This is a genomic window from Pseudomonas sp. P4_D7 (genome assembly GCF_056401755.1).
The window spans coordinates 1-22,404 of the sequence record NZ_JBFUIR010000059.1; the positions used below are offsets into that span (position 1 = coordinate 1).

The window sequence follows — 22,404 nt, forward strand, 5'->3', positions numbered from 1 at the left end:
CGATGTGAACATCGTCGATGACCTGCCAAAAGCGGTGGATGACAGCAACGCCGGCACCGCGTCGGAAACCTTGCTGACTCTGACCGGCAACGTCCTGACCAACGATGTGCAAGGCGCCGATCGTGTACCGACCGGGCCGGTAACCCCGGGCACTTTCACCGGGACCTACGGCACCTTGGTGCTCAACGCCAACGGCACGTACACCTACACGCTGAACACCAACGATGCCGATTTCAAAAACCTGCACGGCGGCGGCAATGGCACCGAGACGTTCGCCTACACCATCACTGATTCGGACGGTGATACCAGCACTGCCAATCTGGTGCTGAACATCCACAACAACGACGATCAGGTCTACCTCAACGGCCTCGACGTCAACGGCGGCGAACTTACCGTCTACGAGAAAAACCTCAGTGACGGCACCAGCCCCGACACTCCCGCGTTGACCCAGAGCGGCACCTTCACCGTCACCGCCCTCGACGGTCTGCAAACCCTGACCGTGGGCGGCATCAACGTGGTCACCGGCGGCGTGGCCGCAGGCTTCCCGCAATCGATCGTCACGCCGCTCGGAAGCACGTTGACCATCACCGGTTACAACCCGACGACCGGTGTGGTGAGTTACAGCTACACCCTGGTCGACAACGAAACCCATCCGAACGCCAACGGCGCCAACAGCATCACCGAGAACTTCAACGTGGTGGCGACGGACACCGATGGCAGCACGGCCAGCGGCCAGATCAACGTAAACATCGTCGATGATCTGCCCAGCGCTCATCCTGATTCTGCTTCGGTGGCGGAGGGCGGCACGGTCAGCGGTAATGTGTTGGACAATGACATTGGCGGCGCCGACGGCCCGGCGGTGACCGGTGCAGTGGTCGGCGTGCGCGCAGGCGCCGACACCTCGACTTCGGCCATCGGCGGCCTCAACAGCAACATCAACGGCACCTACGGCTACCTGACCCTGGATGCCAATGGCAACGCGGTCTATCACAGCAACCCCAACGCGGTGAACGGCCCGGGCGCGGTGGATGTGTTCACCTATACCGTACGCGATTCCGACGGTGATGAAAGCACCACCACCATCACCATCGATGTCGCCAACAGCAAGCTGTACGCGACCAGCGACACCGACGTCACCGTTTACGAGAAAGCGCTGGACCTGACCAAGGACGGCGCAGATCTGGCGCCCGGTACAGTCACCGGCAGCGATCCGACCAGCACCGGCGAAACTGCGTCCGGCACCCTGGTCGGCGCGGTCACCGGCGCGGTCGGCGCGATCAGTTACGCGCTGGTTGGTAGCGCCACCGGCAACTACGGGCAGATCGTCCTCAACCCCAACGGGACTTACACCTACACCCTGACCTCACCGGCGAGCACCACGCCGCATGCCGACGACGGCGCCAACACCCTGAGCGAAACCTTTACCTATCAGGCCACCGATTCGCTGGGCAACGTTGTCACCAGCACCATCGTTGTCAGCATCGTCGATGACGTGCCCAAGGCGATGAACGATAGCAACGCCAACAGCGCCTCGGAAACGCAACTGACCCTGACCGGCAATGTGCTGACCAACGATGTGCAAGGCGCCGATGTGGTCGCGACCGGACCGAATGCCGGGCCGATCACCGCCGGCACGTTCACCGGCACTTACGGCACGCTGGTGCTCAACGCCAACGGCACGTACACCTACACGCTGAACCCCAACGATGCCGACTTCAAAAAACTGCACGGCGGCGGCAACGGTACCGAAACCTTCACCTACACCCTGACCGATGCCGACGGCGACACCAGCACCGCCAACCTGGTGCTGAACATCCACAACAACGACGATCCGGTGGTGCTCAACGGCCTCGACGTCAATGGCGGCGAACTCACCGTTTACGAGAAAAACCTCAGCGACGGCACCAGCCCCGACACTCCGGCACTGACCCAGAGCGGCACCTTCACCGTCACGGCGCTTGATGGTCTGCAAACCCTCACCGTCGGCGGCATTGCCGTGGTCACCAACGGTGTCGCCGCAGGCTTCCCGCAATCCGTCGTCTCGCCGCTGGGCAGCACCTTCACCGTCACCGGTTACAACCCAGCCACTGGCGTGGTCAGTTACAGCTACACCCTGGTCGACAACGAAGCCCATCCGACCGGCAACGGTGCCAACAGTCTCACCGAAAACTTCAACGTGGTGGCCACCGACACCGATGGCAGCACCGCCAGCGGCCAGATTAACGTCAACATCATCGATGACCTGCCGACCGCCAAACCCGACACCGGCTCGGTGGCGGAGGGTGGTACGGTCAACATCAGCGTGTTGGGCAATGACATCAGCGGTGCCGATGGCGCCGCCACTGTGGTCGGCGTGCGCGCCGGCAGCAACACCGGCACTTCGGCCATCGGCGGCCTCAACAGCAACATCAACGGCAACTTCGGTTACCTGACCCTCGATGCGGCGGGCAACGCCGTCTATCACAGCAACCCGAATTCGGTGAGCCCACCGGGCGCCACCGACACTTTCACCTACACCATTCGCGACAGCGACGGCGATGAAAGCACCACAACCATCACCGTCAACGTTGCCGACAGCAAGCTGGTGGCCTCGGTCGATCAGGATGTAACGGTCTATGAAAAAGCCCTCGACCTGACCAAGGACGGCCAGGATCTGGCCGCCGGTACGGTCACCGGCAGCGATCCGACCAACACCGGTGAAACCGCGACCGGCACGCTGGTCGGCGCAGTTACCGGCGGTACGGGCGCGATTACCTACACCTTGGTCGGCAGCGCCACCGGCAGCTACGGGCAGATCCAGCTCAACGCCGACGGCACCTACACCTACACGCTGACCTCGGCGCCGAAAACCTCGCCGAGCGCCAACGACGGGGCGAACACCCTGAGCGAAAGTTTCACCTACAAAGCCACCGATGCACTGGGCAACAGCACCACCAGCACCCTTGTGGTGAACATCGTCGATGACGTACCAAAAGCGGTGGCCTCGGATCGTTCGGTAGCGGCGGTGGAGATCGATTCCAACCTGCTCATCGTGCTCGATATCTCCGGCAGTATGGCTGACGCCTCCGGTGTGCCGGGCCTGTCGCGGCTGGACCTGGCCAAGCAGGCGATCAGTGCCTTGCTCGACAAGTACGATGACCTCGGCGATGTCAAAGTCCAGCTCGTCACCTTCAGCAGCAACGCCACTGACAGAACGTCGGTATGGGTCGATGTGGCGACCGCGAAGACGATTCTCGCCGGTCTGTCGGCGGGTGGCGGCACCAACTACGACGCCGCGGTGGCGGTCATGCAAACCGCGTTCAACACCTCGGGCAAACTCACCGGGGCACAGAACGTCGGTTACTTCTTCTCGGACGGCAAACCCAACGAGGGCGACATCAACGCCGCTGATGAAGCCGCGCTGAAAAACTTCCTCGATGCCAACAACATCAAGAACTACGCGATTGGCCTGGGCAGCGGCGTGAGTAACGCCAACCTTGATCCGCTGGCGTACGACGGCATCACCCACACCAACACCAACGCGGTGGTGGTTACCGATCTCAATCAGCTCAACTCGGTGCTGTCCGGCACCGTAGAAGGCGCGCCGGTCACCGGTTCGTTGCTGGGCGAGGGCGGTACCTTCGGCGCCGATGGCGGCTTCATCAAATCCATCGTCGTTGACGGCACCACTTACACCTACGATCCGAAAGCCCTCAGTGGCCAAGGCTCGTTGACCGCCACCGGTGGCGTCAACCATGGCACCTTTAACACCGTAAACAACACGTTGAGCATCGCCACCAACAACAGCGGCACCCTGGTGATCAACCTCGACACCGGCGACTACAGCTACACATCGCAGAAAACCACGGCGGTGGTGATTACCGAGAACATCGGCTTCACCCTCAGCGACAACGACGGCGACCTCGCCAGCTCGACGCTGACCGTGAAAGTGATCCCCAACGCGCCACCCGTGGCGGTGGACGATCACGTCATCACCAACGTGTTGTCGAGCAACATCGTGGTGCCGGGCGAGTTGCTGCTGGCCAACGACACCGATCCGAATGGCGATACGCTCAACGCCACACCGACCACCTTCAATACTGGTTGGATAGCGAAGGGCGCGGACTTCACCGGCACCGGTGCGATCACGTTCAACGGCAACAGCAACACTGCTGCCAACCAGACCCTGGCCGATGTGCGCAATGCCTTCGCCGCCAACACCGCAGCGATGACCGCGGTGCTGGTGATCAGCGGCTACCTCGGCGCGGTGACCAACGCCAATGCCAACGATGAAGACCTGATCACGGTCAAACTGAAACAGGGCGAAACGCTGAACCTGGATCACAACCTGGCGGCCGGGCACGTCACTCTGGAGTATTCGCTCAACGGTGGCGCGTTTGTCGCGATTGCCGATGGCGGCACCATCACCGCCAGCGCCGATGGCACTTACCAGATCCACGTCACCAACATCAGCAATACCAGTGGCGGTAACCCGAATGCGGCGGAAAACTACCAACTGACCATGACAGTCAATTACGCCGGGGCCCACGATGTCACCCCGGACTTCCACGGCAGCTACACCGCCAACGACAACCACGGCGGCAGCGACACGGCCAACGTGACCATCAGCTATCAGGACGGCCACACCCTCACCGGCACCTCGGGGGATGACGTGCTGGTAGCCGGCACCGGCGACAACATCCTCAACGCGGGCGACGGCAACGATGTGCTCACCGCCGGTTCCGGCAACAACGAACTGCACGGCGGCGCCGGCAACGACTTGCTCTACAGCGGCCCGGGCAATGATCTGCTCGACGGCGGTACCGGCATCGACACCGCCAGCTACGCCCACGCCACCGCCGGGGTGACGGTCAACCTCGGTCTGCTCGGTGCGCAAAACACCGTCGGCGCGGGGACGGACACCCTGACCGGCATCGAAAACCTCGTCGGCTCGAACTTCAATGACACCCTGACCGGCGACAACAATAACAACGTGATCAACGGTGGCCTGGGTAACGACATCCTCAACGGTGGTGGCGGTGATGACCTGCTGATCGGCGGCATGGGCAATAACACCATGACCGGTGGCGCAGGGGCCGACACCTTCCAGTGGCTCAAGGGCAACAGCGGCCATGATCTGATCACCGACTTCACCCCCGGCACCGACAAGCTTGACCTGTCGCAACTGCTGCAAGGCGAGAACGGCACCACCGCCTCACTGGATGACTACCTGCACTTCACCGTCACCGGCAGTGGCGCCTCGCTGCTCACCAGCATCGACGTCAGCGCCATGGCCGGCGCCACGCCGAACCAGACGATTGATCTGGCCGGCGTCAACCTCGCCAGCCATTACGGTGTGACGCCAGGGGCGGGCGGCGTGGTTGCCGGCGGGCATGACACGGCGACGATCATCAGCGGGATGCTGAATGATCATTCGTTGAAGGTGGATACGGTTTGAACTGAGGGCTGAAACGACAAAACCCGCCGCCCCGTTCAACCGGGACGGCGGGTTTTTTCTGCCTCACGTGATCGTTCCCACGCTCTGCGTGGGAATGCAGCCCGGGACGCTCCGCGTCCCCTCCAGAGCCGAACGCAGAGCGTCCGAAGAGGCATTCCCACGCAGAGCGTGGGAACGATCGGTTGTCTGACCTACTGCGGCAACTCCAGATTATCCATCACCCGATTCACCGCCAGCTCCCCGAGCATGATCAATTGCGCGATACCCAGCAGCGTCCTGCGTTGCGACGCGGGTATGAGGTGGGCGAAGTCATGGGCGATGGTTCTGGCTGAGGCGAGTGTTTCGCTGGCATCGGCCAGCAGTTCCTCGTTTTTGAAGTCGGCGGTGACGGCGTACATCCGGCGGGTTTTACGGGGCGGCGGGGTGGAGCCGGGTGGGCAGAGATAGTGGTCGAGGGCGCGCTCGGCGGCGTCGTTGAGCTTTTTTGAATCGAGGGATTCGTAGGGGGAGGCGAGATCGGTTTCGGGCGGATTGGGTGTTGGTTTGATCATGGTGAAGCTCCTATAAGAGTGGAGCCGCCCAGAACTGTCGCTAAACAGGAAGGTGGCGGCTGTACGCAGGTTAGCGAACCGGTTATAGGCACCCGGCAGACCCGAGGGTCTCCCGCATACAGCCACCATAGCGTAGTTGCAGATATTGAATCTGCCACAAAGCATGGAGCGCTGATGCACCTATTACAGATTTGGGTCGCTAAACCCGATCGCTGACTCTTCAGCGACCGCACCACAATAGAACCCGCCCCCAAGGCGCACAAGCCGGCGGATTCTGGCGTAGCTGTAGGTAATTACGCAAGGCCGTGTAGCTTCGGAGAGTGTTTGCAGGTCTGGTTTAAACGTGGGTGTTTAAAGCCAAAAGATCGCAGCCTGCGGCAGCTTCTACAGAAGATCTTCATGTAGGAGCTGCCGCAGGCTGCGATCTTTTAGCGTTTCAGGATTTGCGCAGGGTCTTCTGCCGCAAAATATAAACCGTCACCAACACCGCGCTCGTCAACATGAACCCCCGCGCCCACGGCAACGGCACCAGGTAGCAGGAAAACAGAATGCTCGCCCACATCAGCCCGATCGCGTAGACCTTGCCCTTGAGTGGTATGCCGTTGCCATCGAGGTAATCGCGGATCCATGGCCCCAGCCGGGGATGCTCGATCAGCCATTGATAGAAACGCGGAGAGCTACGCGCGAAGCAGGCCGCGGCGAGCAGAAGGAAAGGGGTAGTGGGCAGGACGGGCAGGAAAATCCCGATCACCCCCAATGCTACGCTGAGCCAGCCGATGGCCAGCAGGAAATAGCGCAACATCAGGGGGCGGTTGCCTATGGGGTTGTCCATAGGCTGGATCTTAGTGGTGACGTGGCTTGAGGATCGCCGGTTTTTCGTCGGGCGCCTGGCACAGCAGGTACAGCGCGGTCAGGGCTTCCGGGATCTGCACGATCATGTCGTCCATCAGGTTGGCGTCCTTGGCGATGTCTTCGAATTCCGGCTGTTCGTCGAACAGGCCCGAACCGACCATGATCGGCAGGAGCATTTCGCTGACTTCTTCTTCGGCGGTTTCGAACCAGGCGGCTTCACGCAGGAACACGCCTTCCATGAAACCGATGCACCAGCCGCGCAGTTCGGAATCGTCCGGCTCGTCGCCCAGATCCAGATCGCATGGCAGCTCGAACTCTTCATCCGAGGCCAGTTGACGGGCGATGTGGGCCTTGAGGCCGATCAGGGTGGCTTCGATCTCTTCGCGCTGGGCGTCGCTGCTGTAATGCGGCTCTTCGGCGAACAAGGCGTCGATCCACTCACGCTCCGGTACGTCTTCAGCGCAGATCGACAGCGCGGTCAGGTAGCCGTGAGCGGCCACGTAATCCAGCGCCTCGTCATGCAGCTCGTCGGCGTCGAGGAAAACTTGCAGGCGGGTCAGTTGCTCAGCGAAGGACATTACGGGGCTACCTTGGGGAATAAACAATGCGGGAATTCTAGGCCTTCTTGCGCGCTCAAGCCAGCCGCATGGCAGATTTGCCGCAATTGCCGGGCCACATGCCAAACCTGTGGCAGGTTTATCAGTGTCTTATCAGCGGCACCCTGTGCAGGGGAGGGCTCGGGTATACTGCCGCGTTTTGCGATCCCTGCCCGCATTGCGGTTGTCGTGCAATGCGCTCTTACGTTTTGTTTAAGCAGCTCCGGCTGTTCTGAACCAGCCTGCGCAGGGATGTATCGGTAGATTTTTGGAGTTTTTATGCTCGAACAGGCTCAACGCGTCCTCAAGGACATCTTCGGCTACGACAGTTTCCGTGGCCGTCAGGGTGCAATCATTGAGCGCGTGGCCAGTGGCGGTGATGCGCTGGTGCTGATGCCTACCGGTGGCGGCAAGTCCCTGTGCTTTCAGGTGCCGGCGTTGTTGCGCGATGGCCTGGCGGTGGTAGTGTCGCCGCTGATTGCGCTGATGGACGATCAGGTCGCCACCCTCGAAGAGCTCGGTGTGGCCGCCGCCGCGCTGAACTCCACCCTGAGCGCTGAACAGCAGCGTGACCTCGCAGCGCGGATCAAGCGCGGCGAAGTGAAGATGTTGTATCTGGCGCCCGAGCGTCTGGTACAGCCGCGCATGCTGTCGTTCCTGCAAGGCTTGAACATTGCGTTGTTCGCCATTGACGAAGCGCATTGCGTGTCGCAGTGGGGCCACGATTTCCGTCCGGAATACCTGCAACTGGGCCAGTTGGCCGAGATGTTCCCCGATGTACCGCGTATCGCCCTGACCGCCACCGCCGACAAGCGCACCCGCGAAGAAATCGTCACCCGCCTGCATCTGCAGAATGCCGAGCGCTTCCTGTCGAGCTTCGACCGCCCGAACATCTTTTACCGCATCGTGCCCAAGGAGCAGCCGCGCAAGCAGTTGCTGGCGTTCCTCGCCGAGCGGCGCAGTGACGCCGGCATCGTCTATTGCCTGTCGCGCAAGAAAGTCGAGGAAGTCGCGGCATTCCTCAGCGAGCAGGGCTTCCCGGCGTTGCCGTATCACGCTGGTCTGCCCAATGATCTGCGCGCCTTCAATCAGAAGCGCTTCCTCAACGAGGAAGGCTTGATCATGGTCGCCACCGTGGCGTTCGGCATGGGCATCGACAAGCCCAACGTGCGTTTCGTCGCCCATCTCGATCTGCCGAAATCCCTTGAGGCGTATTACCAGGAAACCGGGCGCGGCGGCCGTGACGGTCTGCCGGCGGATGCGTGGATGGCCTACGGTCTGCAAGATGTGGTGATGCTCAAGCAGATGCTGCAGAACTCCGAAGGCGACGAGCGGCACAAGCGTCTGGAACAGCACAAGCTTGATGCCATGCTGTCGCTGTGTGAAGAAACCCGTTGCCGTCGTCAGACCCTGCTGGCGTACTTCGATGAAGACATGCCTGAGCCATGCGGTCACTGCGACAACTGTGTCGACGGGGTGCAGACCTGGGACGCTACCGAACCTGCACGTCAGGCATTGTCGGCGATTTTCCGTACCGGTCAGCGTTATGGCGTCGGCCATCTGGTCGACGTGCTGCTGGGCAAGGACAACGAAAAAGTCCGCAGTTTCGGCCATCAGCATCTGTCGGTGTACGGCGTCGGCAAGGCGTTGAGCGAGAGCGAGTGGCGCTCGCTGTTCCGGCAATTGGTCGCGCGCGGTCTGGCGGATGTCGACCACGAAGGCTATGGCGGTCTGCGTCTGAATGACAGTTGCCGGCCATTGCTCAAGGGCGAGGTCACGCTGGAGCTGCGCCGCGATCTCAAACCGCAGGTTACGGCCAAAACCGCCAGCAAGAGCCCAGCCAGCCAACTGGTGCGCGGCGAAGAGCGCGAACAGTGGGAAGCCTTGCGCGCCCTGCGGCGCAAGTTGGCCGAAGAGCATGGCGTGCCGCCGTACGTCATCTTCCCCGATTCCACGTTGTTGGAAATGCTCCGCAGCCAGCCGACCTCGCTGGCGGAAATGGCCCGGGTCAGCGGTGTCGGCGCACGCAAGCTGGAGCGCTACGGCGATGCCTTCCTCGAAGTGCTCGGTGGCGAGGCCGAGGCGCCGAAAGCGGTGGCCGACGTGCGCCACGAACTGATCACCCTGGCCCGCGCCGGCATGACGCCGCTGCAGATCGCCGGGCAGTTGCAGTGCTCGGAAAAGAACGTCTACACCATGCTCGCCGAGGCGATCGGCAAACAGCAGTTGTCGCTGGAACAGGCGCTGGATTTGCCTGAGGAGTTGATGGGTGAGGTGCAGGACGCGTTCCTCGATGGCGAGGGTGAGTTGCCGTCGGTCGCCGAAGTGGCGGAGCTGTTTGCCGGGCGTGTGCCGGAGGGCGTGCTGTATTGCGTGCGGGCTGCATTGCAGTCTGAATTCGAGATGTAATTTGGCCGTCGCCCCTCACCCCAGCCCTCTCCCGGAGGGAGAGGGGGCCGACTGAGGTGTCTTGCGCCATACATCGACCTGAATGACCGGGTCGATTATGGATTCAGCGTTGAGCTGTCAGGTCGGCGTAATTCCCAAATATCCCCCGATCAGTCCCCTCTCCCTCTGGGAGAGGGCTAGGGTGAGGGGCTCTCAAGATGTAACGATTCAGTACAGACCGCCACTTGCCTATAACTGCAGCTCATGCTTAGCTGGCTAATAATTAGATTTTCTTTATTTTCAGTCTACCCGTGAGTGTTTTATGCCGTTAACCGATCAACACCGCTTTGGCATGCAACTGGCCCAGATGTCCCGTGGCTGGCGTGCCGAACTGGACCGCCGACTGGCCGGACTGGGACTGTCCCAGGCGCGCTGGCTGGTGCTGCTGCACCTGGCGCGTTTTGAAGAGGCGCCGACTCAACGTGAGCTGGCGCAGAGCGTTGGTGTCGAAGGTCCGACCCTCGCTCGCTTGCTCGACAGTCTGGAAAGCCAGGGCCTGGTGCAACGCCAGTCCGTGATGGAAGACCGCCGGGCGAAAAAAATCGTCCTCTGTGCACCGGCCCTGCCACTGATCGAACAGATCGAAACCATTGCCACACAACTGCGTCACGAATTGTTCGAAGGCGTCGACGAGGCGGATTTGAAGGTGTGCATGCGGGTTCACGGGCACATTCTGGGCAACCTGGAAAAATCTTGAGGCACATCCACGTGCCGTATCTTTGAGAGATCGCGCTGAGCCGACTATAAGAACTACTGGGCAATATCGTGTTCGTACCGGATGTGCGAACGCATAGAAGTCGGTTTTGCTTATTTAAGGGATGCTCATGCTCGCAAGTCGGCACGTGGTACTGCGCGGTGGCGCCAAATGGCTGCTGGCCGCTGGCGTATTCAGCTATTCGGCCTGGTCGATGGCTGTGGGGCTGGGTGATATTACCGTTCATTCAGGCCTCAATCAGCCGCTCAAGGCCGATATCGCGTTGGTCGATGTTGGCGGGCTGACGCCAAACGATCTGACGGTGCGCCTGGCTACGGCGGATGAATTCGCCGAGGCCAGGGTCGAGCGGGTGTTCTTCCTCAACGACCTCAAGTTCATCCCGATCCTGCATGGCAATCGCCAGATGATCCGGGTCACGTCAAGCAAACCAGTCAACGAACCTTTTCTGAATTTCCTTGTGCAGCTCAATCAGCCCAATGGCCGTTTGCTGCGTGAGTACACGGTGTTGATCGACCCTCCGGGTTCGCCGGGTATCGTGCCGGCCACTGATGAACCGGATCCGCGTGCACAATCTTCCGCGTTTCCCAGCGTCGAGCCTGTTGTCGCAGCGCCGCAGGCACCTCAGGCCAAACGCGATGCCGTGCCCGCGCCAACGCCTGCAAATCCGCCGGCCAACGATGCACTCGCCGAGCAACTGGCTGCCAGTGTCTTACTCAATCAGCAATTGCAAAAGAGCGTCGATGAGCTGAACGCCAAACTGCAGACGCAGGATGTGCAGATTGCCGCTGGCAAGAAGCAGATTACTGAGCTGCAAACGCAATTGACCGAACTCAGGAAAGCCCCGCCACCGACCGAAGTCGCTCCGGCACCTGCCCCGGTTGTGGTACCTGTCGAGTCCACAGATGACGGTTTGAACTGGCCATTGTTCGGGGGCCTGTTGCTGTTGCTGGGGGCCTTGGCCGGTCTGTTTGTGCACCGTCGACGGCAACAGTCGCAACAGGCTGATCGACCGCTGCCACAGTTGCCGCAGGGCGATGAACCTGACGTTGCTGAAGTCGAAAGCGCAGAGTCTGTCAGGGCTCACACCTCAACCCAACACCGTGAAGAACCGGCAGCGGGCGATGTGCTGGAGGCAGTAGGAATCTATCTGGCCTACGGCCGCTTGGGCGAAGCTGCTGGGTTATTGCGCGACGCTTTGCACAAGGAGCCGGAGCGCACCGATATCGGTTTGCAGTTGCTCGAAGTCCTGGGACGCCAGGGTGACAGCGCCGCGTATGAACAGCAGGAAAGTCAGTTGTGTGAACAAGGCGTGGATGCCCAGACGTTACAGGACGTTCGTGTTCGACATCCGAAACTGGCGGGTGCCGCACCGTTGGCCGCGGCGGTGCCCGTCATTGCGCTGGCGCCTGCTGTCACGGCCCAACCGGCGCCTGAAGATGATTTCGAGTTGAATCTGGGCGAGCTGTCGATGGATTCCAGTTGGGATCTGGAAGACAGCCGCACGGCCACTACTGAGCCAGCGGCAGACACCTCGGCGCTGGGCTCCAGCCTGAAAATACTGCCGCAGGATTTTGAACTGCCGGAAGCGGCCGGCGAGGACGCCGAACTTGAGTGGATCCCTGAGCCGCACGCCGAGCCGCTGGATGAAGATTTTCTCAATGAGTTTGCCGATGCCGAGCCGTCTCTGGTGTTGCAACCGTTGGACTTGCACGCAGCTGAGCCGCTAGACGATGAAAACTCTGGAAAACTCGAACAAGCGCAGACCTGCATTGATGACGGTGACATCGACAGTGCGATTGCGCTGCTTAACGAGTTACTCAAGGAAGGTGATGAGCCGTTGAAGCAAACGGCGCGAACGTTGTTGGCGGGGATTCGCTAATACCCGATTGATTTGCGGTGGCGCTGATATCGTTTTCGCGAGCAGGCTCGCTCCCACAATTGGAATGCGTTCCCGTGTGGGAGCGAGCCTGCTCGCGAAGACGGATTGTCAGGCGACCTGATCAGAAGGTCTGGCCAAGGTTCAGATAAACCGCCTGCTCATTCGCATCATTCAACCCGTAACTGAAATTCAACGGCCCCAGCGGCGTGTCAAAACCAATGAACACGCTGGCGGCGTTGATGTAGCCACTGTCGAACTCATTGTCGTTGTTCCACGCCCGCCCACGCTCCAGCGAGGCGCCGGCATACAGCGGAAAGTCCAGCGGCAGATACGAGCGCGGCGTCAGCCGGCGGTAGTACACCGCGCGCATCAGGCTGACGTTCTGCCCGGAAATCGCGTCTTCACGGAACCCCGACAATTGCCGCGCGCCGCCGAGCAGGAAGCTCGACGTCACCACATTGGCATCGTCCAGCGTACGCCCGTAGCGCCCGCCGAGAATCAGCGTGTCCGGGCCACGGCTCATGGCTTTGTCGAGTTTGAATTCCCATTGTCGATAACGCGTATCCGAACCCAGCCCCGGTTCGAACTGCATCAGCGTCAGGCTGACGTCCTTCCCGTCGTGAGGGAAGTAGACGTTATCCAGTGAGTCGTACGAATATTTCAGCGCATAGAAGCCTTCGTTGAAGTTTTCACTCGGCAGATCCTGATCACCAATGCGCACATCGGCCTTGCCCCAGGCCTCGCCGACACCGAACCGCACTTCGCCGTTGTTGCCGATCTGGCGACCGAAGTTAAGGCCGAAACCGTAGCGCTCGACGCGGTACTGTGCGATCGGATCGTTGTCGAGCACCGCTTCAACGTTCTGAGCCTCGAACGAGGCGTACGGTGCGACGAAATAGCGCGAGCCGACGTCCAGCGGTTGATAGAACTCGGTATACAGCTCTTGTTTATCGCCAATCTGCGCGCGTGTCAGCCATTCCGCGCCGAGGCGGTTGATGCCGTTGATGCGGTAACTGGCACCGAGGTTGAAGGCGCTATCGCCGCGCATGTCGTCGGACAGATTGAGACCGACCCGCAGGTAATCGGTACCGCTGCGCTTGCCCCGGGCACTGATCACCAGTGTGTGGTCCTGGCCCTTGTGCACCACGCGGTACTGCACTTGTTCGAAGTAGTCGAGGCCATACAAGGTGCCCATGTCCGAGTGCAATCGCCCCAGGTCCAGCGGCTCGCCAATGTGCTGGCGAATGTAGTAGCGGATCACGTCGTCGTCGACTTTTGAGTCGTTCTCGACGCGGATCGCGGTGATGATCGGCGTGCGCTGCCCCGGGGAACGGGCGGCAGCGAGTTCGGCGTCTTGGGATTCCTCGGGTTTGAGCACGGCGAGGCGCGCATCGAGGATGCGGGTCGCGCGGTAACCTGCGTCGATCATGTCCTGGGCTTTACCGAAATCGGTGACACCGTATGCGGCCAGCGCAGGCTGGATCAGCACATCGGAGGATTTCAGCGCGGCCAGTTGTTCTTCGGAATTACTGCGGGTCATCAGGGTGATCGACTGGTTCAGCACATCGACCACGGTGGTCAGTTGCTTGCGGTTGCGCAGCGGTGTGCCGATGTCGACGACGATGGCCACGTCAACGCCCATTTCCCGCGCGACATCCAGCGGGATATTGTCGGTCATACCGCCGTCCACCAACAGCCGGCCGTCGAGCTCGACCGGGGCGAACACCGCCGGGATCGACATGCTGGCGCGGATCACCTGAGGCAAGTGGCCTTTGCGGAACACCACTTTTTCGCCATTGGCAATGTCGGTGGCCACAGCGCGGAACGGGATCGGCAGTTTGTCGAAATCCCGGGTATCGCTGGTGTGGGCCAGCAGGCTTTCCAGCAGCAGCGCGAGGTTCTGGCCCTGAATCACACCCAGAGGCAGGCCGAGACTGCCGTCGTCGCGAAAGCTGAGTTTCTGTTTCACCAGAAAGTCGCGGTCATCCTGTTTGCGTCGAAACGGCACGTCCTCGCGCGGCGGGGCGTCGGACAATGCGGCTTGCCAGTCGATGTTCAGCGCGAGTTTTTCCAGCTCATCGATCTTGTAGCCCGAGGCGTACAGGCCGCCGACCACCGCGCCCATGCTGGTGCCGGCAATCGCATCGATTTTGATGCCTTGTTCTTCGAGGGCTTTGAGCACGCCGATGTGCGCCAGACCACGCGCAGCACCGCCGGACAGCACCAGGCCGACTTTCGGTCGCGGCGCGTCACTGGCGTGAACAAACAGTGGAAGCAAACCAAGCAGCAGGCAGAACAGCAAACGGCGCATTGTGAGTCTCGGGGCAAGCGATAAAGCCGGCTATTATAGCGGCGCCCTCTGTCTCAGGAGTTTCAGCGAACATGACTGTCGCAAAAGCAGAAGTTGTCATCACTTATTGCACCCAATGCCAGTGGCTGCTGCGCGCGGCGTGGCTGGCGCAGGAACTGCTCAGCACCTTTGGCGATGACCTCGGCAAAGTGTCTCTGGTGCCCGGCACCGGCGGGGTATTTCACATCAGCTGCGACGGCGTGCAGATCTGGGAACGCAAGGCTGATGGCGGTTTTCCCGAGGCCAAGGTGTTGAAGCAGCGGGTTCGCGATCAGATCGATCCTGACCGCGACCTCGGTCACAACGACCGCACTCAGTGAGACGCAGCCTCGGCGGCGACGGCTTTCTTGTCGGCGTGGCCGGACATCCGCGCTGACACGACGATGGCAACAATGATCAACGCACCGCCGAGCAACATCTTCGACGTCGGGTTTTCATTGAACAACAGCCAGGCGACGGTGATGCCGTAGACCGGCTCCAGCGCAAACACTACCGCCGCCGTGCGCGCCTTGATCACCGCCAGGCTGGCGACGAACAGGCTGTGCGCGACGCCGGTACAGAACACCCCGAGCAGGGCGATCCACAGCCAGTCGAGTGCGCGTACTTCGCTGAGTAGCGGTGCTGCAACCGGCAGCAGACACAGCGCCACCACGACGTTTTGACACAACGCCGCCTGCACTGCCGGGATGCGCCCGGAGCTGGCGCGGTTGGTCAGCGACAATAGCGAAAACAGCAGCCCCGAAAGCACTGACCAGAGCAAGCCGATGGTCGCACCGCTGCCGAGATCGAAGGCCGGGGTCACCAGAATCAGGCCGATGCTGACCAACACCACCAGCAGTATTTCATTGGCGCGGATGCGTTCACGGAAGATCAGCCCTTCGAGAATCACCGTGAAGGCCGGGAAACTGGCAAAACCCAACGTCGCGATGGCGACACCGGCGATCTTCACAGACAGAAAGAAACTCACCCAGTGCCCGGCCAGCAACACGCCGCTGAGGGCGAGGCGGCGCCAGTCCACGGCCTGAAGTTTCTGCCAGCCTTGCTGGCTGGCGAAACGGGCGAAAAATGCCAGGGCGAGTACGGCGAAAGCCGCGCGTCCAAAGACGATCACAGCGGGGGACGCAGCAGCGAGTTTGCCGAACACACCGGTGAGGCCGAACATCAAAGCACCGATATGCAGAGCGCCGAGGGCGGTACGCGGAGTCATTGCAATCCTTAATCCAGACACGGTTTCTTGTGATTGATACGCTCTGCGTGGGAATGCCTCTAGGGACGCTCTGCGTCCAGTGACGCGGAGCGTCACGGGCTACATTCCCACGCAGAGCGCGGGAACGATCAATAAGTCCATTGAACCCTGTATCGGCCTACAAGTCTGTCGGCAGACTATCGTCGTTTGTCGCAGGAGTCGCGCCGAAGCTGGCCGGGTGACGAACCGAACTCGCGTAAGACGGCGGCCGAGAAAGCGCTCTGCGAGCTGTAGCCGACGCGACTGGCAACTTCGCCGATCGGCAGTGCTGTGTCGCGGAGCATTTGCACGGCCAGATGCAGGCGTCGGCTGCGGATGTAATCCATCGGCGTCTGCCCGCATTCGGCCATGAACCGCGCATGCAGACGCGCGCTGGACAATCCTGCCACCCGTGCCAGATCGGCGACTTGCAGCGGATACGCGGCGTATTGCTCGATGTGCGCATCCAGTGCGGCATAGGGCAGGCGGCGAATGGCGTGTTCCGCAGGTTGCGCGTGATTCAGACTGGCCAGCAGCAACACCGCGCCTTGCTGGGCAATCAATGGATCGCTGACCGGACTGTTTGCCAGCCAGCTGACCAACTGACTTTGCCCCGAATCCAGCGACAAGCGCGCCGGTTGATCGAGCAGACGATGGCTGGCGTCGGCATGTTCGCCCAGTGAATCCGTCAGCCATTGGCCGTTCGGGATATCCAGTACCAGACAGCGGCTACCATTGGGACTGCCGCAGGCATGATGAGCGCCGGAAGGGATAACTACAAAACTCTGCTGACGCACCTGACTGCCACTGCCCTCGACCTCGAAATCCAGCGCACCGGACAGCCCGAACACCAATTGCGCGTGGTCGTGGCTGTGGGCGATCAAATCGTGGGTGTACTGGCGCAGGGTGAGGATCGGTCGCATGGCAGGTCGTCTCCGAAGTGGTCGTCAGTCTACACCGGCGCACACCGGATGCGTTGTCACAGGACTGACTCACGCTTGTCATGGTCGATTAACCGGGCGCGCGCACAGTGGCGAAAACATCGCAGAGGGTTGCCCATGACCAGCGCCGAGCTCGCCCGACCCAGTCGTAAACAACGGGTGCGAACCCTGTGGATCTCCGACGTGCACCTGGGCACGCGGGATTGCCAGGCCGAGCACTTGTCGCAATTTCTCAAGGGCTACCATGCCGACAAGATTTACCTGGTTGGCGACATCATTGACGGTTGGAAGCTACGCGGCGGCATGTACTGGCCGCAGGCGCATACCAACGTGATCCGCCGCTTGCTGACCATGAGCAAGCGCGGCACCGAGGTGATTTACGTCACCGGCAACCACGACGAATTCCTGCGTCGTTATTCGAAGCTGATTCTGGGCAATATCCAGTTGGTCGACGAAGCGGTGCATGTCACGGCGGATGGCCGGCATCTGCTGGTGATTCATGGCGATCAGTTCGACGTAATCACCCGTTATCACCGCTGGCTGGCCTTCCTTGGCGACTCCGCCTACGAATTCACTTTGACCCTCAATCGCTGGCTCAACCACTGGCGTGCCCGCTATGGCTACGGCTATTGGTCGCTGTCGGCGTACCTGAAACACAAGGTGAAGACCGCGGTGAGTTTCATCAGCGACTTTGAAGAAGCCATCGCCCATGAATGCGTGAAGCGCGAGTTGCATGGCGTGGTGTGCGGGCACATTCACCATGCCGAGATCCGCAAGGTCGGCGAGGTGGATTACCTCAATTGCGGCGATTGGGTGGAGTCGTGCACGGCGCTGATCGAACACTGGGATGGCACGATCGAGTTGTATCGGCTGGCGGATGCGCAGGCGCGGGAGGCGGAGCTGAAAGCGGCCAAAGTCGCCGAACTCGCCTAATGCTCTGGTGATTGAGAGGGCCTCATCGCGAGCAGGCTCACTCCTACAGGGGTACGCATTTCAACTGTAGGAGTGAGCCTGCTCGCGATGAACCGCGCAGCGGTTCCCGAGGATGATTACGCTGGCGAGTGTTGCTCCATCGCGGCCTTGTAAATCGAGTTCTTCGGCTGCGCAAACAACCGCTCCATCATCGGCTCGAAAAAACTCAACGGCAGCGTGTCATAGTCAGGATCAAACGCCGCCGCATCGTATTTGGCGCAAAATTCGGCCGTTGCCTGAAACTGCGGATGACCGGCGAACTGTTCACGCAGATGCCGATCCATGCCCAGGTGATGAAAGAAGTAATACCCCTGAAACACCCCGTGCTTCTCGACCATCCACACATTCTCGGCGCTGACGAACGGCTTGAGTATCGCAGCGGCAATGTCCGGATGGTTGTACGAACCCAGGGTGTCGCCGATGTCATGCAGCAAGGCACAAACCACATATTCCTCGTCGCGCCCGTCACGAAAGGCACGGGTGGCGGTTTGCAGCGAGTGGGTCAGGCGATCCACCTGGAAGCCACCGAAATCGCCTTCCAGCAGTTTCAGGTGGGTCATGATCCGTGCGGGCAACTGTTTGGCATAGGCGCTGAAGTCGGCGGCGATGATCGCCCAATCTTCTTGGGTACCTTCCTTCATATGGGTGAAGCGGGCATTGGCATTCATTGGCTGACCCTCATTCAGAACGCCACGCGACCCAGAATCATGTCGCGGTACATGACGAAGTCGCCAAGCAGGCTGTACAGCGGATGCTGGAAAGTCGCCGGCCGGTTCTTTTCAAAGAAAAAGTGCCCGACCCAGGCGAAGCTGTAACCGGCCAGCGGCAAGGCCAATAACAGCAGCCAGGCGCCCTTGGCGATGGTCAGCGCGAGAATAAAAATCACCAGTGTCGTGCCGATGAAATGCAGGCGCCGGCAGGTGCTGTTGCTGTGTTCGCTGAGGTAATACGGATAAAACTCAGCGAAGCTGTTGAAATGTTTGATGTTTTCCACGACCGCGTTCTCTGTGGTTATTGTTCTGGCGACGAGTTGTGCTGCGGGGAGCTTATTTGAGTCTAGAGTGATCATTGGCGTGGGCCAGTGACAATCGGCGCCACTTTAGTATCCTTCGCAAATCGGGCCGTAACATGCGGCCCATCATGTAAAAGAATAACGCCATGAGCGAACGAACGACTTCTGCAAGCTGGGCGATGGGGATTGTCAAAGCATTGGAGATGGACGGCCTGGATTGCCGGGTTCTGTTCAAACAACTGGGGCTCGATTACACGGCTCTGGATGATCCGGATGCGCGCTTCCCGCAAGATTCCATGACCCGTCTCTGGCAACGGGCGGTCGAGTTATCCGGCAACCCGGCGATCGGCCTGAACATGGGCAAGGTGGTGCGCCCGGCGTCTTTTCATGTCGCCGGCTACGCGTTGATGTCGAGCAATACCCTCGCCGAAGGCTTTCAACGGCTGGTGCGCTATCAGCGCATCATCGCCGAGAGCGCCGATCTGAGTTTCCGATTGCTTGATGACGGTTATGCGCTGATTCTGACCGTGCACGGTGACCATCTGCCGCCGACCCGGCAAAGCGCCGAAGCCTCGCTGGCCTGTGCGCTGGGCCTGTGCGGCTGGTTGACCGGACGCACGTTGCACCCGGTCAAAGTGCTGGTGCAGGGCGCCGAACCCGAGGACCTGGAACCCTACAAACAAGCCTTCCACGCGCCGCTGATGTTCAACGCGCCGTATGACGCGCTGATCTTCGAACGCGCCGACATGGAAGCGCCGCTGCCGACAGCCAACGAAGCGATGGCGCTGTTGCACGACCGCTTTGCCGGGGAATATCTGGCGCGGTTTTCCGAAAGCCGCGTGACCCACAAAGCGCGACAGGTGCTGTGCCGTTTGCTGCCGCAAGGTGAGCCGAAGCGCGATACTGTGGCGCAGACCCTGCATTTATCGCAGCGCACTTTGCAGCGCCGCTTGCAGGAGGAGGGCACCAGTTTTCAGCAGTTGCTCGATGACACCCGCCGCGAACTGGCCGAGCAGTATCTGGCGCAACCGAGCATGACGCTGCTGGAAATCGCTTATCTGTTGGGATTTGCCGACCCGAGCAACTTCTTTCGCGCGTTCCGCCGCTGGTTCGACACCACGCCCGGCGATTACCGGACGCGGTTGTTGCAGGCGCCGAGCGCGGTCAGTGACGCCAAAAGGCCGGAATACACAGTACAAACACCGTAATGATCTCCAGTCGGCCGAGCAGCATGCCGAACGACAGGATCCACTTGGCCGCGTCCGGCAGAGTGGCGAAGTTGCCCGCCGGGCCGATGGTTTCGCCCAGGCCCGGGCCGACGCCGGACACGGTGCTGGCAGCGCCGGTCAACGCGGTCATCCAGTCAACGCCAAGCAGCGACAGGAGCAGGGCGATCACGCAGATGGTAATGGCGAAGAAGAACGAAAAGGTCAGAATCGAACGGACGATCTCTTCGTCGAGACGGTGGCCGTTGTACTTCTGCTTGATCACCGCGCGCGGGTGAATCAGTTGATTAAGGTTGGCCTTGAGCAAGATGTAGGCGACCTGGAAACGGAAGATCTTGATCCCGCCCGCCGTCGACCCGGAACAGCCTCCGACAAAACCCAGATAGAAAAACAGCATCAGCGAGAAGTTACCCCACAGGCTGTAGTCGCCGAGGGCGAAACCGGTGGTGGTGACCACCGACGTCACGTTCAGCGCTACGTGGCGTAGCGCCTCCAGCCAATGCAAATTGGTCGTCCACCAGTACCAGGTGCCGAGCACCAGCCAGGTCACCAGCAGCATACCGAGCAAACCCTGCACCTGCTGATCCTTGATCAACGCCTTGCGGTTGCCGCGCAACGTCGCCACGTACAGGGTGAACGGCAGGCTGCCGAGAATCATGATGACGACTGCGACCCAGTGCACCGCCGGTTGCGTCCACTTGGCCAGGGATTGATCGGAGGTCGAGAACCCGCCAGTGGAGATCGCCGACATCGCGTGGTTGATCGCGTCGAACGGACTCATCCCGGCCCACCAGAACGCCAGGCTGCCAAAGATGGTGATGCCGACATACGCTGCCACAATCAGGCGCGCCACCATGTGCGAGCGCGGCATGACCTTCTCCGAGCGGTCCGAGGATTCGGTCTGGAACAGGCGCATGCCACCGATACGCAGCAGCGGCAGAATCGCCACCGCCATGCCGATAAAGCCGATGCCGCCGAGCCAGTGCAGCAGCGAGCGCCACATCAGAATGCCCGGTGACATGGTGTCGAGCCCGCTGAGTACGGTCGAGCCGGTCGCGGTGATGCCGGACATGCTTTCGAAAAACGAGTCGGTGTAGCTGATGTGCTGGGTCAGCAGAAACGGCAGCGCAGCAAAAATGCACACCACCAGCCAACTGCTGACCGTCAGCAGGTACATGTCGCGCGGGCGCAGGTGAATGTGTTCCGGTCGGCCGGGAATCACCAGCGCGAGGCCGGCGACGAAGGTGATCATGCTCGCCCAGAGGAACGACGGCAGATCACCGGTGCGCTCGAAAATCACCAGGGTGGCCATAGGCACGACCATGGCCACAGCCAGGGTGATCAGGAAGATGCCGATGATGAAACCAATGATCCGTAAGGTCGGCAACGCCATGAAGTCCGCTCGGGCTGATGTGGGAAAGGCGCCATTCTACCCGTGGGGCAGGGCATGTAAACCGGCATCCTGTTGGCAGATACAGCTAGAATAGCCGCACATATTTTTCAGGAGGTGGCCGATGCAGGCTCTCGACGCGTTGCTCAACCGTGTTTCCGTTCCACGACTGGTCGAACCGGCCCCCACTGCCGAGCAGCGCGAAGCCCTGTTTGGCGCCGCGTTGCGCGCGCCGGATCACGGGCATTTGCAGCCGTATCGCTTCCTGACGGTCGAAGGCGCGGCACGCGAGCAAATGGGCGAGTTGCTGGCGCAAGCTGCGCAAATGCAGGAAGGCGAAGTCACCGAAGCGATGATCGACAAGGCCCGTAACGGGCCGCTGCGAGCGCCGTTGGTGGTTGTGGTGATCGCCAAGTTGCAGGAACACGTCAAGTACCCGAAGGCCGAGCAGTTGCTGGCGGCCGGATGTGCGGCGCACGGGATTTTGCTGGCGGCGTATGCGCAGGGGATTGGTGCGGTGTGGCGTACGGGTGATCTGGCTTATTCGCAGCACGTGGCCAAAGGTTTGGGCTTGGTTGAAGGTGAAGAAGTGATCGCGTTCTTGTACCTCGGCACGCCGCAGAAAGAACCGCGTGTGGCGGAGAAGGTTGATCTGGCTGAGTTTGTCAGCGCCTGGCCCGCCAACGCCTGAAGATCAAAAGCCCCTCACCCTAGCCCTCTCCCAGAGGGAGAGGGGACTGATTGGGGGATGCTGTAGAGGTACGCCGACCTGAAAGTGCTCGGCTGAATCCAGAGTCGATAACGGTTCCG

17 protein-coding genes are annotated in these 22,404 nt (G+C 60.9%); 8 read left to right on the top strand and 9 right to left on the bottom strand.

What is annotated here, in order from left to right:
* Positions 1–5,437 (top strand): Ig-like domain-containing protein (locus AC1DVF_RS25540; protein WP_477783356.1); only part of this gene is annotated, 5,437 nt, incomplete at its 5' end.
* Between the two features lie 191 nt (positions 5,438–5,628).
* Here AC1DVF_RS25540 and AC1DVF_RS25545 read toward each other — a convergent pair.
* The 3 genes from AC1DVF_RS25545 to AC1DVF_RS25555 all read right to left on the bottom strand — a co-directional run bounded on the left by AC1DVF_RS25545 (position 5,629) and on the right by AC1DVF_RS25555 (position 7,418).
* Complete coding sequence (locus AC1DVF_RS25545) at positions 5,629–5,988, bottom strand: DUF6124 family protein (protein ID WP_008083868.1); 360 nt, start codon at positions 5,986–5,988, stop codon at positions 5,629–5,631.
* Between the two features lie 436 nt (positions 5,989–6,424).
* Complete coding sequence (locus tag AC1DVF_RS25550; RefSeq protein WP_460090156.1) at positions 6,425–6,820, bottom strand: YbaN family protein; 396 nt, start codon at positions 6,818–6,820, stop codon at positions 6,425–6,427.
* Positions 6,821–6,830: 10 nt separating this feature from the next.
* The gene (locus AC1DVF_RS25555; RefSeq protein ID WP_099758311.1) at positions 6,831–7,418 is read right to left on the bottom strand and encodes a UPF0149 family protein; all 588 of its coding nucleotides are present in this window, start codon (positions 7,416–7,418) and stop codon (positions 6,831–6,833) included.
* Positions 7,419–7,715: 297 nt separating this feature from the next.
* On the opposite strand from AC1DVF_RS25555, the gene recQ reads away from it, so the two are divergent.
* The 3 genes from recQ (at position 7,716) to AC1DVF_RS25570 (ending at position 12,478) form a co-directional block, all read left to right on the top strand.
* On the top strand, positions 7,716–9,845 hold the full coding sequence (gene recQ / locus AC1DVF_RS25560; RefSeq protein ID WP_186624436.1) for a DNA helicase RecQ: 2,130 nt from the start codon (positions 7,716–7,718) through the stop codon (positions 9,843–9,845).
* Positions 9,846–10,146: 301 nt separating this feature from the next.
* The gene (locus AC1DVF_RS25565; RefSeq protein ID WP_016984207.1) at positions 10,147–10,581 is read left to right on the top strand and encodes a MarR family transcriptional regulator; all 435 of its coding nucleotides are present in this window, start codon (positions 10,147–10,149) and stop codon (positions 10,579–10,581) included.
* 127 nt (positions 10,582–10,708) lie between these two features.
* Entirely contained in the window at positions 10,709–12,478 is a 1,770-nt protein-coding gene (locus AC1DVF_RS25570) for a motility hub landmark protein FimV (protein ID WP_477783357.1), read from the top strand.
* 121 nt (positions 12,479–12,599) lie between these two features.
* On the opposite strand, the gene AC1DVF_RS25575 is transcribed toward AC1DVF_RS25570, so the two are convergent.
* Positions 12,600–14,789, bottom strand: a complete 2,190-nt coding sequence (locus AC1DVF_RS25575) for a patatin-like phospholipase family protein (RefSeq protein WP_460127459.1) — start codon at positions 14,787–14,789, stop codon at positions 12,600–12,602.
* Between the two features lie 71 nt (positions 14,790–14,860).
* On the opposite strand from AC1DVF_RS25575, the gene AC1DVF_RS25580 reads away from it, so the two are divergent.
* A complete protein-coding gene (locus AC1DVF_RS25580) occupies positions 14,861–15,148 on the top strand; it encodes an Rdx family protein (protein ID WP_108225929.1) in 288 nt (95 codons plus the stop codon).
* Here the strand turns inward: AC1DVF_RS25580 and AC1DVF_RS25585 are convergent.
* Both AC1DVF_RS25585 and AC1DVF_RS25590 read right to left on the bottom strand, forming a co-directional pair.
* The gene (locus AC1DVF_RS25585; protein ID WP_477783358.1) at positions 15,142–16,035 is read right to left on the bottom strand and encodes a DMT family transporter; all 894 of its coding nucleotides are present in this window, start codon (positions 16,033–16,035) and stop codon (positions 15,142–15,144) included. The two genes, AC1DVF_RS25580 and AC1DVF_RS25585, sit on opposite strands and share 7 nt — an antisense overlap.
* Before the next feature lie 176 nt (positions 16,036–16,211).
* Positions 16,212–16,976, bottom strand: a complete 765-nt coding sequence (locus AC1DVF_RS25590) for an AraC family transcriptional regulator (protein WP_477783359.1) — start codon at positions 16,974–16,976, stop codon at positions 16,212–16,214.
* Between the two features lie 135 nt (positions 16,977–17,111).
* Here AC1DVF_RS25590 and AC1DVF_RS25595 point away from each other — a divergent pair, with 135 nt between their 5' ends.
* Positions 17,112–17,927, top strand: a complete 816-nt coding sequence (locus AC1DVF_RS25595) for a UDP-2,3-diacylglucosamine diphosphatase (RefSeq protein ID WP_007919701.1) — start codon at positions 17,112–17,114, stop codon at positions 17,925–17,927.
* Between the two features lie 116 nt (positions 17,928–18,043).
* On the opposite strand, the gene AC1DVF_RS25600 is transcribed toward AC1DVF_RS25595, so the two are convergent.
* Together AC1DVF_RS25600 and AC1DVF_RS25605 are read right to left on the bottom strand one after the other, a co-directional pair.
* Positions 18,044–18,634, bottom strand: coding sequence for an HD domain-containing protein (locus AC1DVF_RS25600; protein WP_414926740.1), 591 nt, complete (start codon positions 18,632–18,634; stop codon positions 18,044–18,046).
* A gap of 14 nt (positions 18,635–18,648) precedes the next feature.
* On the bottom strand, positions 18,649–18,960 hold the full coding sequence (locus tag AC1DVF_RS25605; RefSeq protein ID WP_093442638.1) for an Mpo1-like protein: 312 nt from the start codon (positions 18,958–18,960) through the stop codon (positions 18,649–18,651).
* 164 nt (positions 18,961–19,124) lie between these two features.
* Here AC1DVF_RS25605 and AC1DVF_RS25610 point away from each other — a divergent pair, with 164 nt between their 5' ends.
* Complete coding sequence (locus tag AC1DVF_RS25610; protein ID WP_218189349.1) at positions 19,125–20,186, top strand: AraC family transcriptional regulator; 1,062 nt, start codon at positions 19,125–19,127, stop codon at positions 20,184–20,186.
* Here the strand turns inward: AC1DVF_RS25610 and AC1DVF_RS25615 are convergent.
* Positions 20,143–21,597, bottom strand: coding sequence for a TrkH family potassium uptake protein (locus tag AC1DVF_RS25615; RefSeq protein ID WP_477783360.1), 1,455 nt, complete (start codon positions 21,595–21,597; stop codon positions 20,143–20,145). The genes AC1DVF_RS25610 and AC1DVF_RS25615 overlap by 44 nt on opposite strands.
* A gap of 121 nt (positions 21,598–21,718) precedes the next feature.
* On the opposite strand from AC1DVF_RS25615, the gene AC1DVF_RS25620 reads away from it, so the two are divergent.
* Positions 21,719–22,285: a nitroreductase family protein gene (locus AC1DVF_RS25620; protein ID WP_460090162.1), complete on the top strand. Its 567-nt coding sequence runs from the start codon at positions 21,719–21,721 to the stop codon at positions 22,283–22,285.
* Positions 22,286–22,404 lie beyond the last annotated feature (119 nt).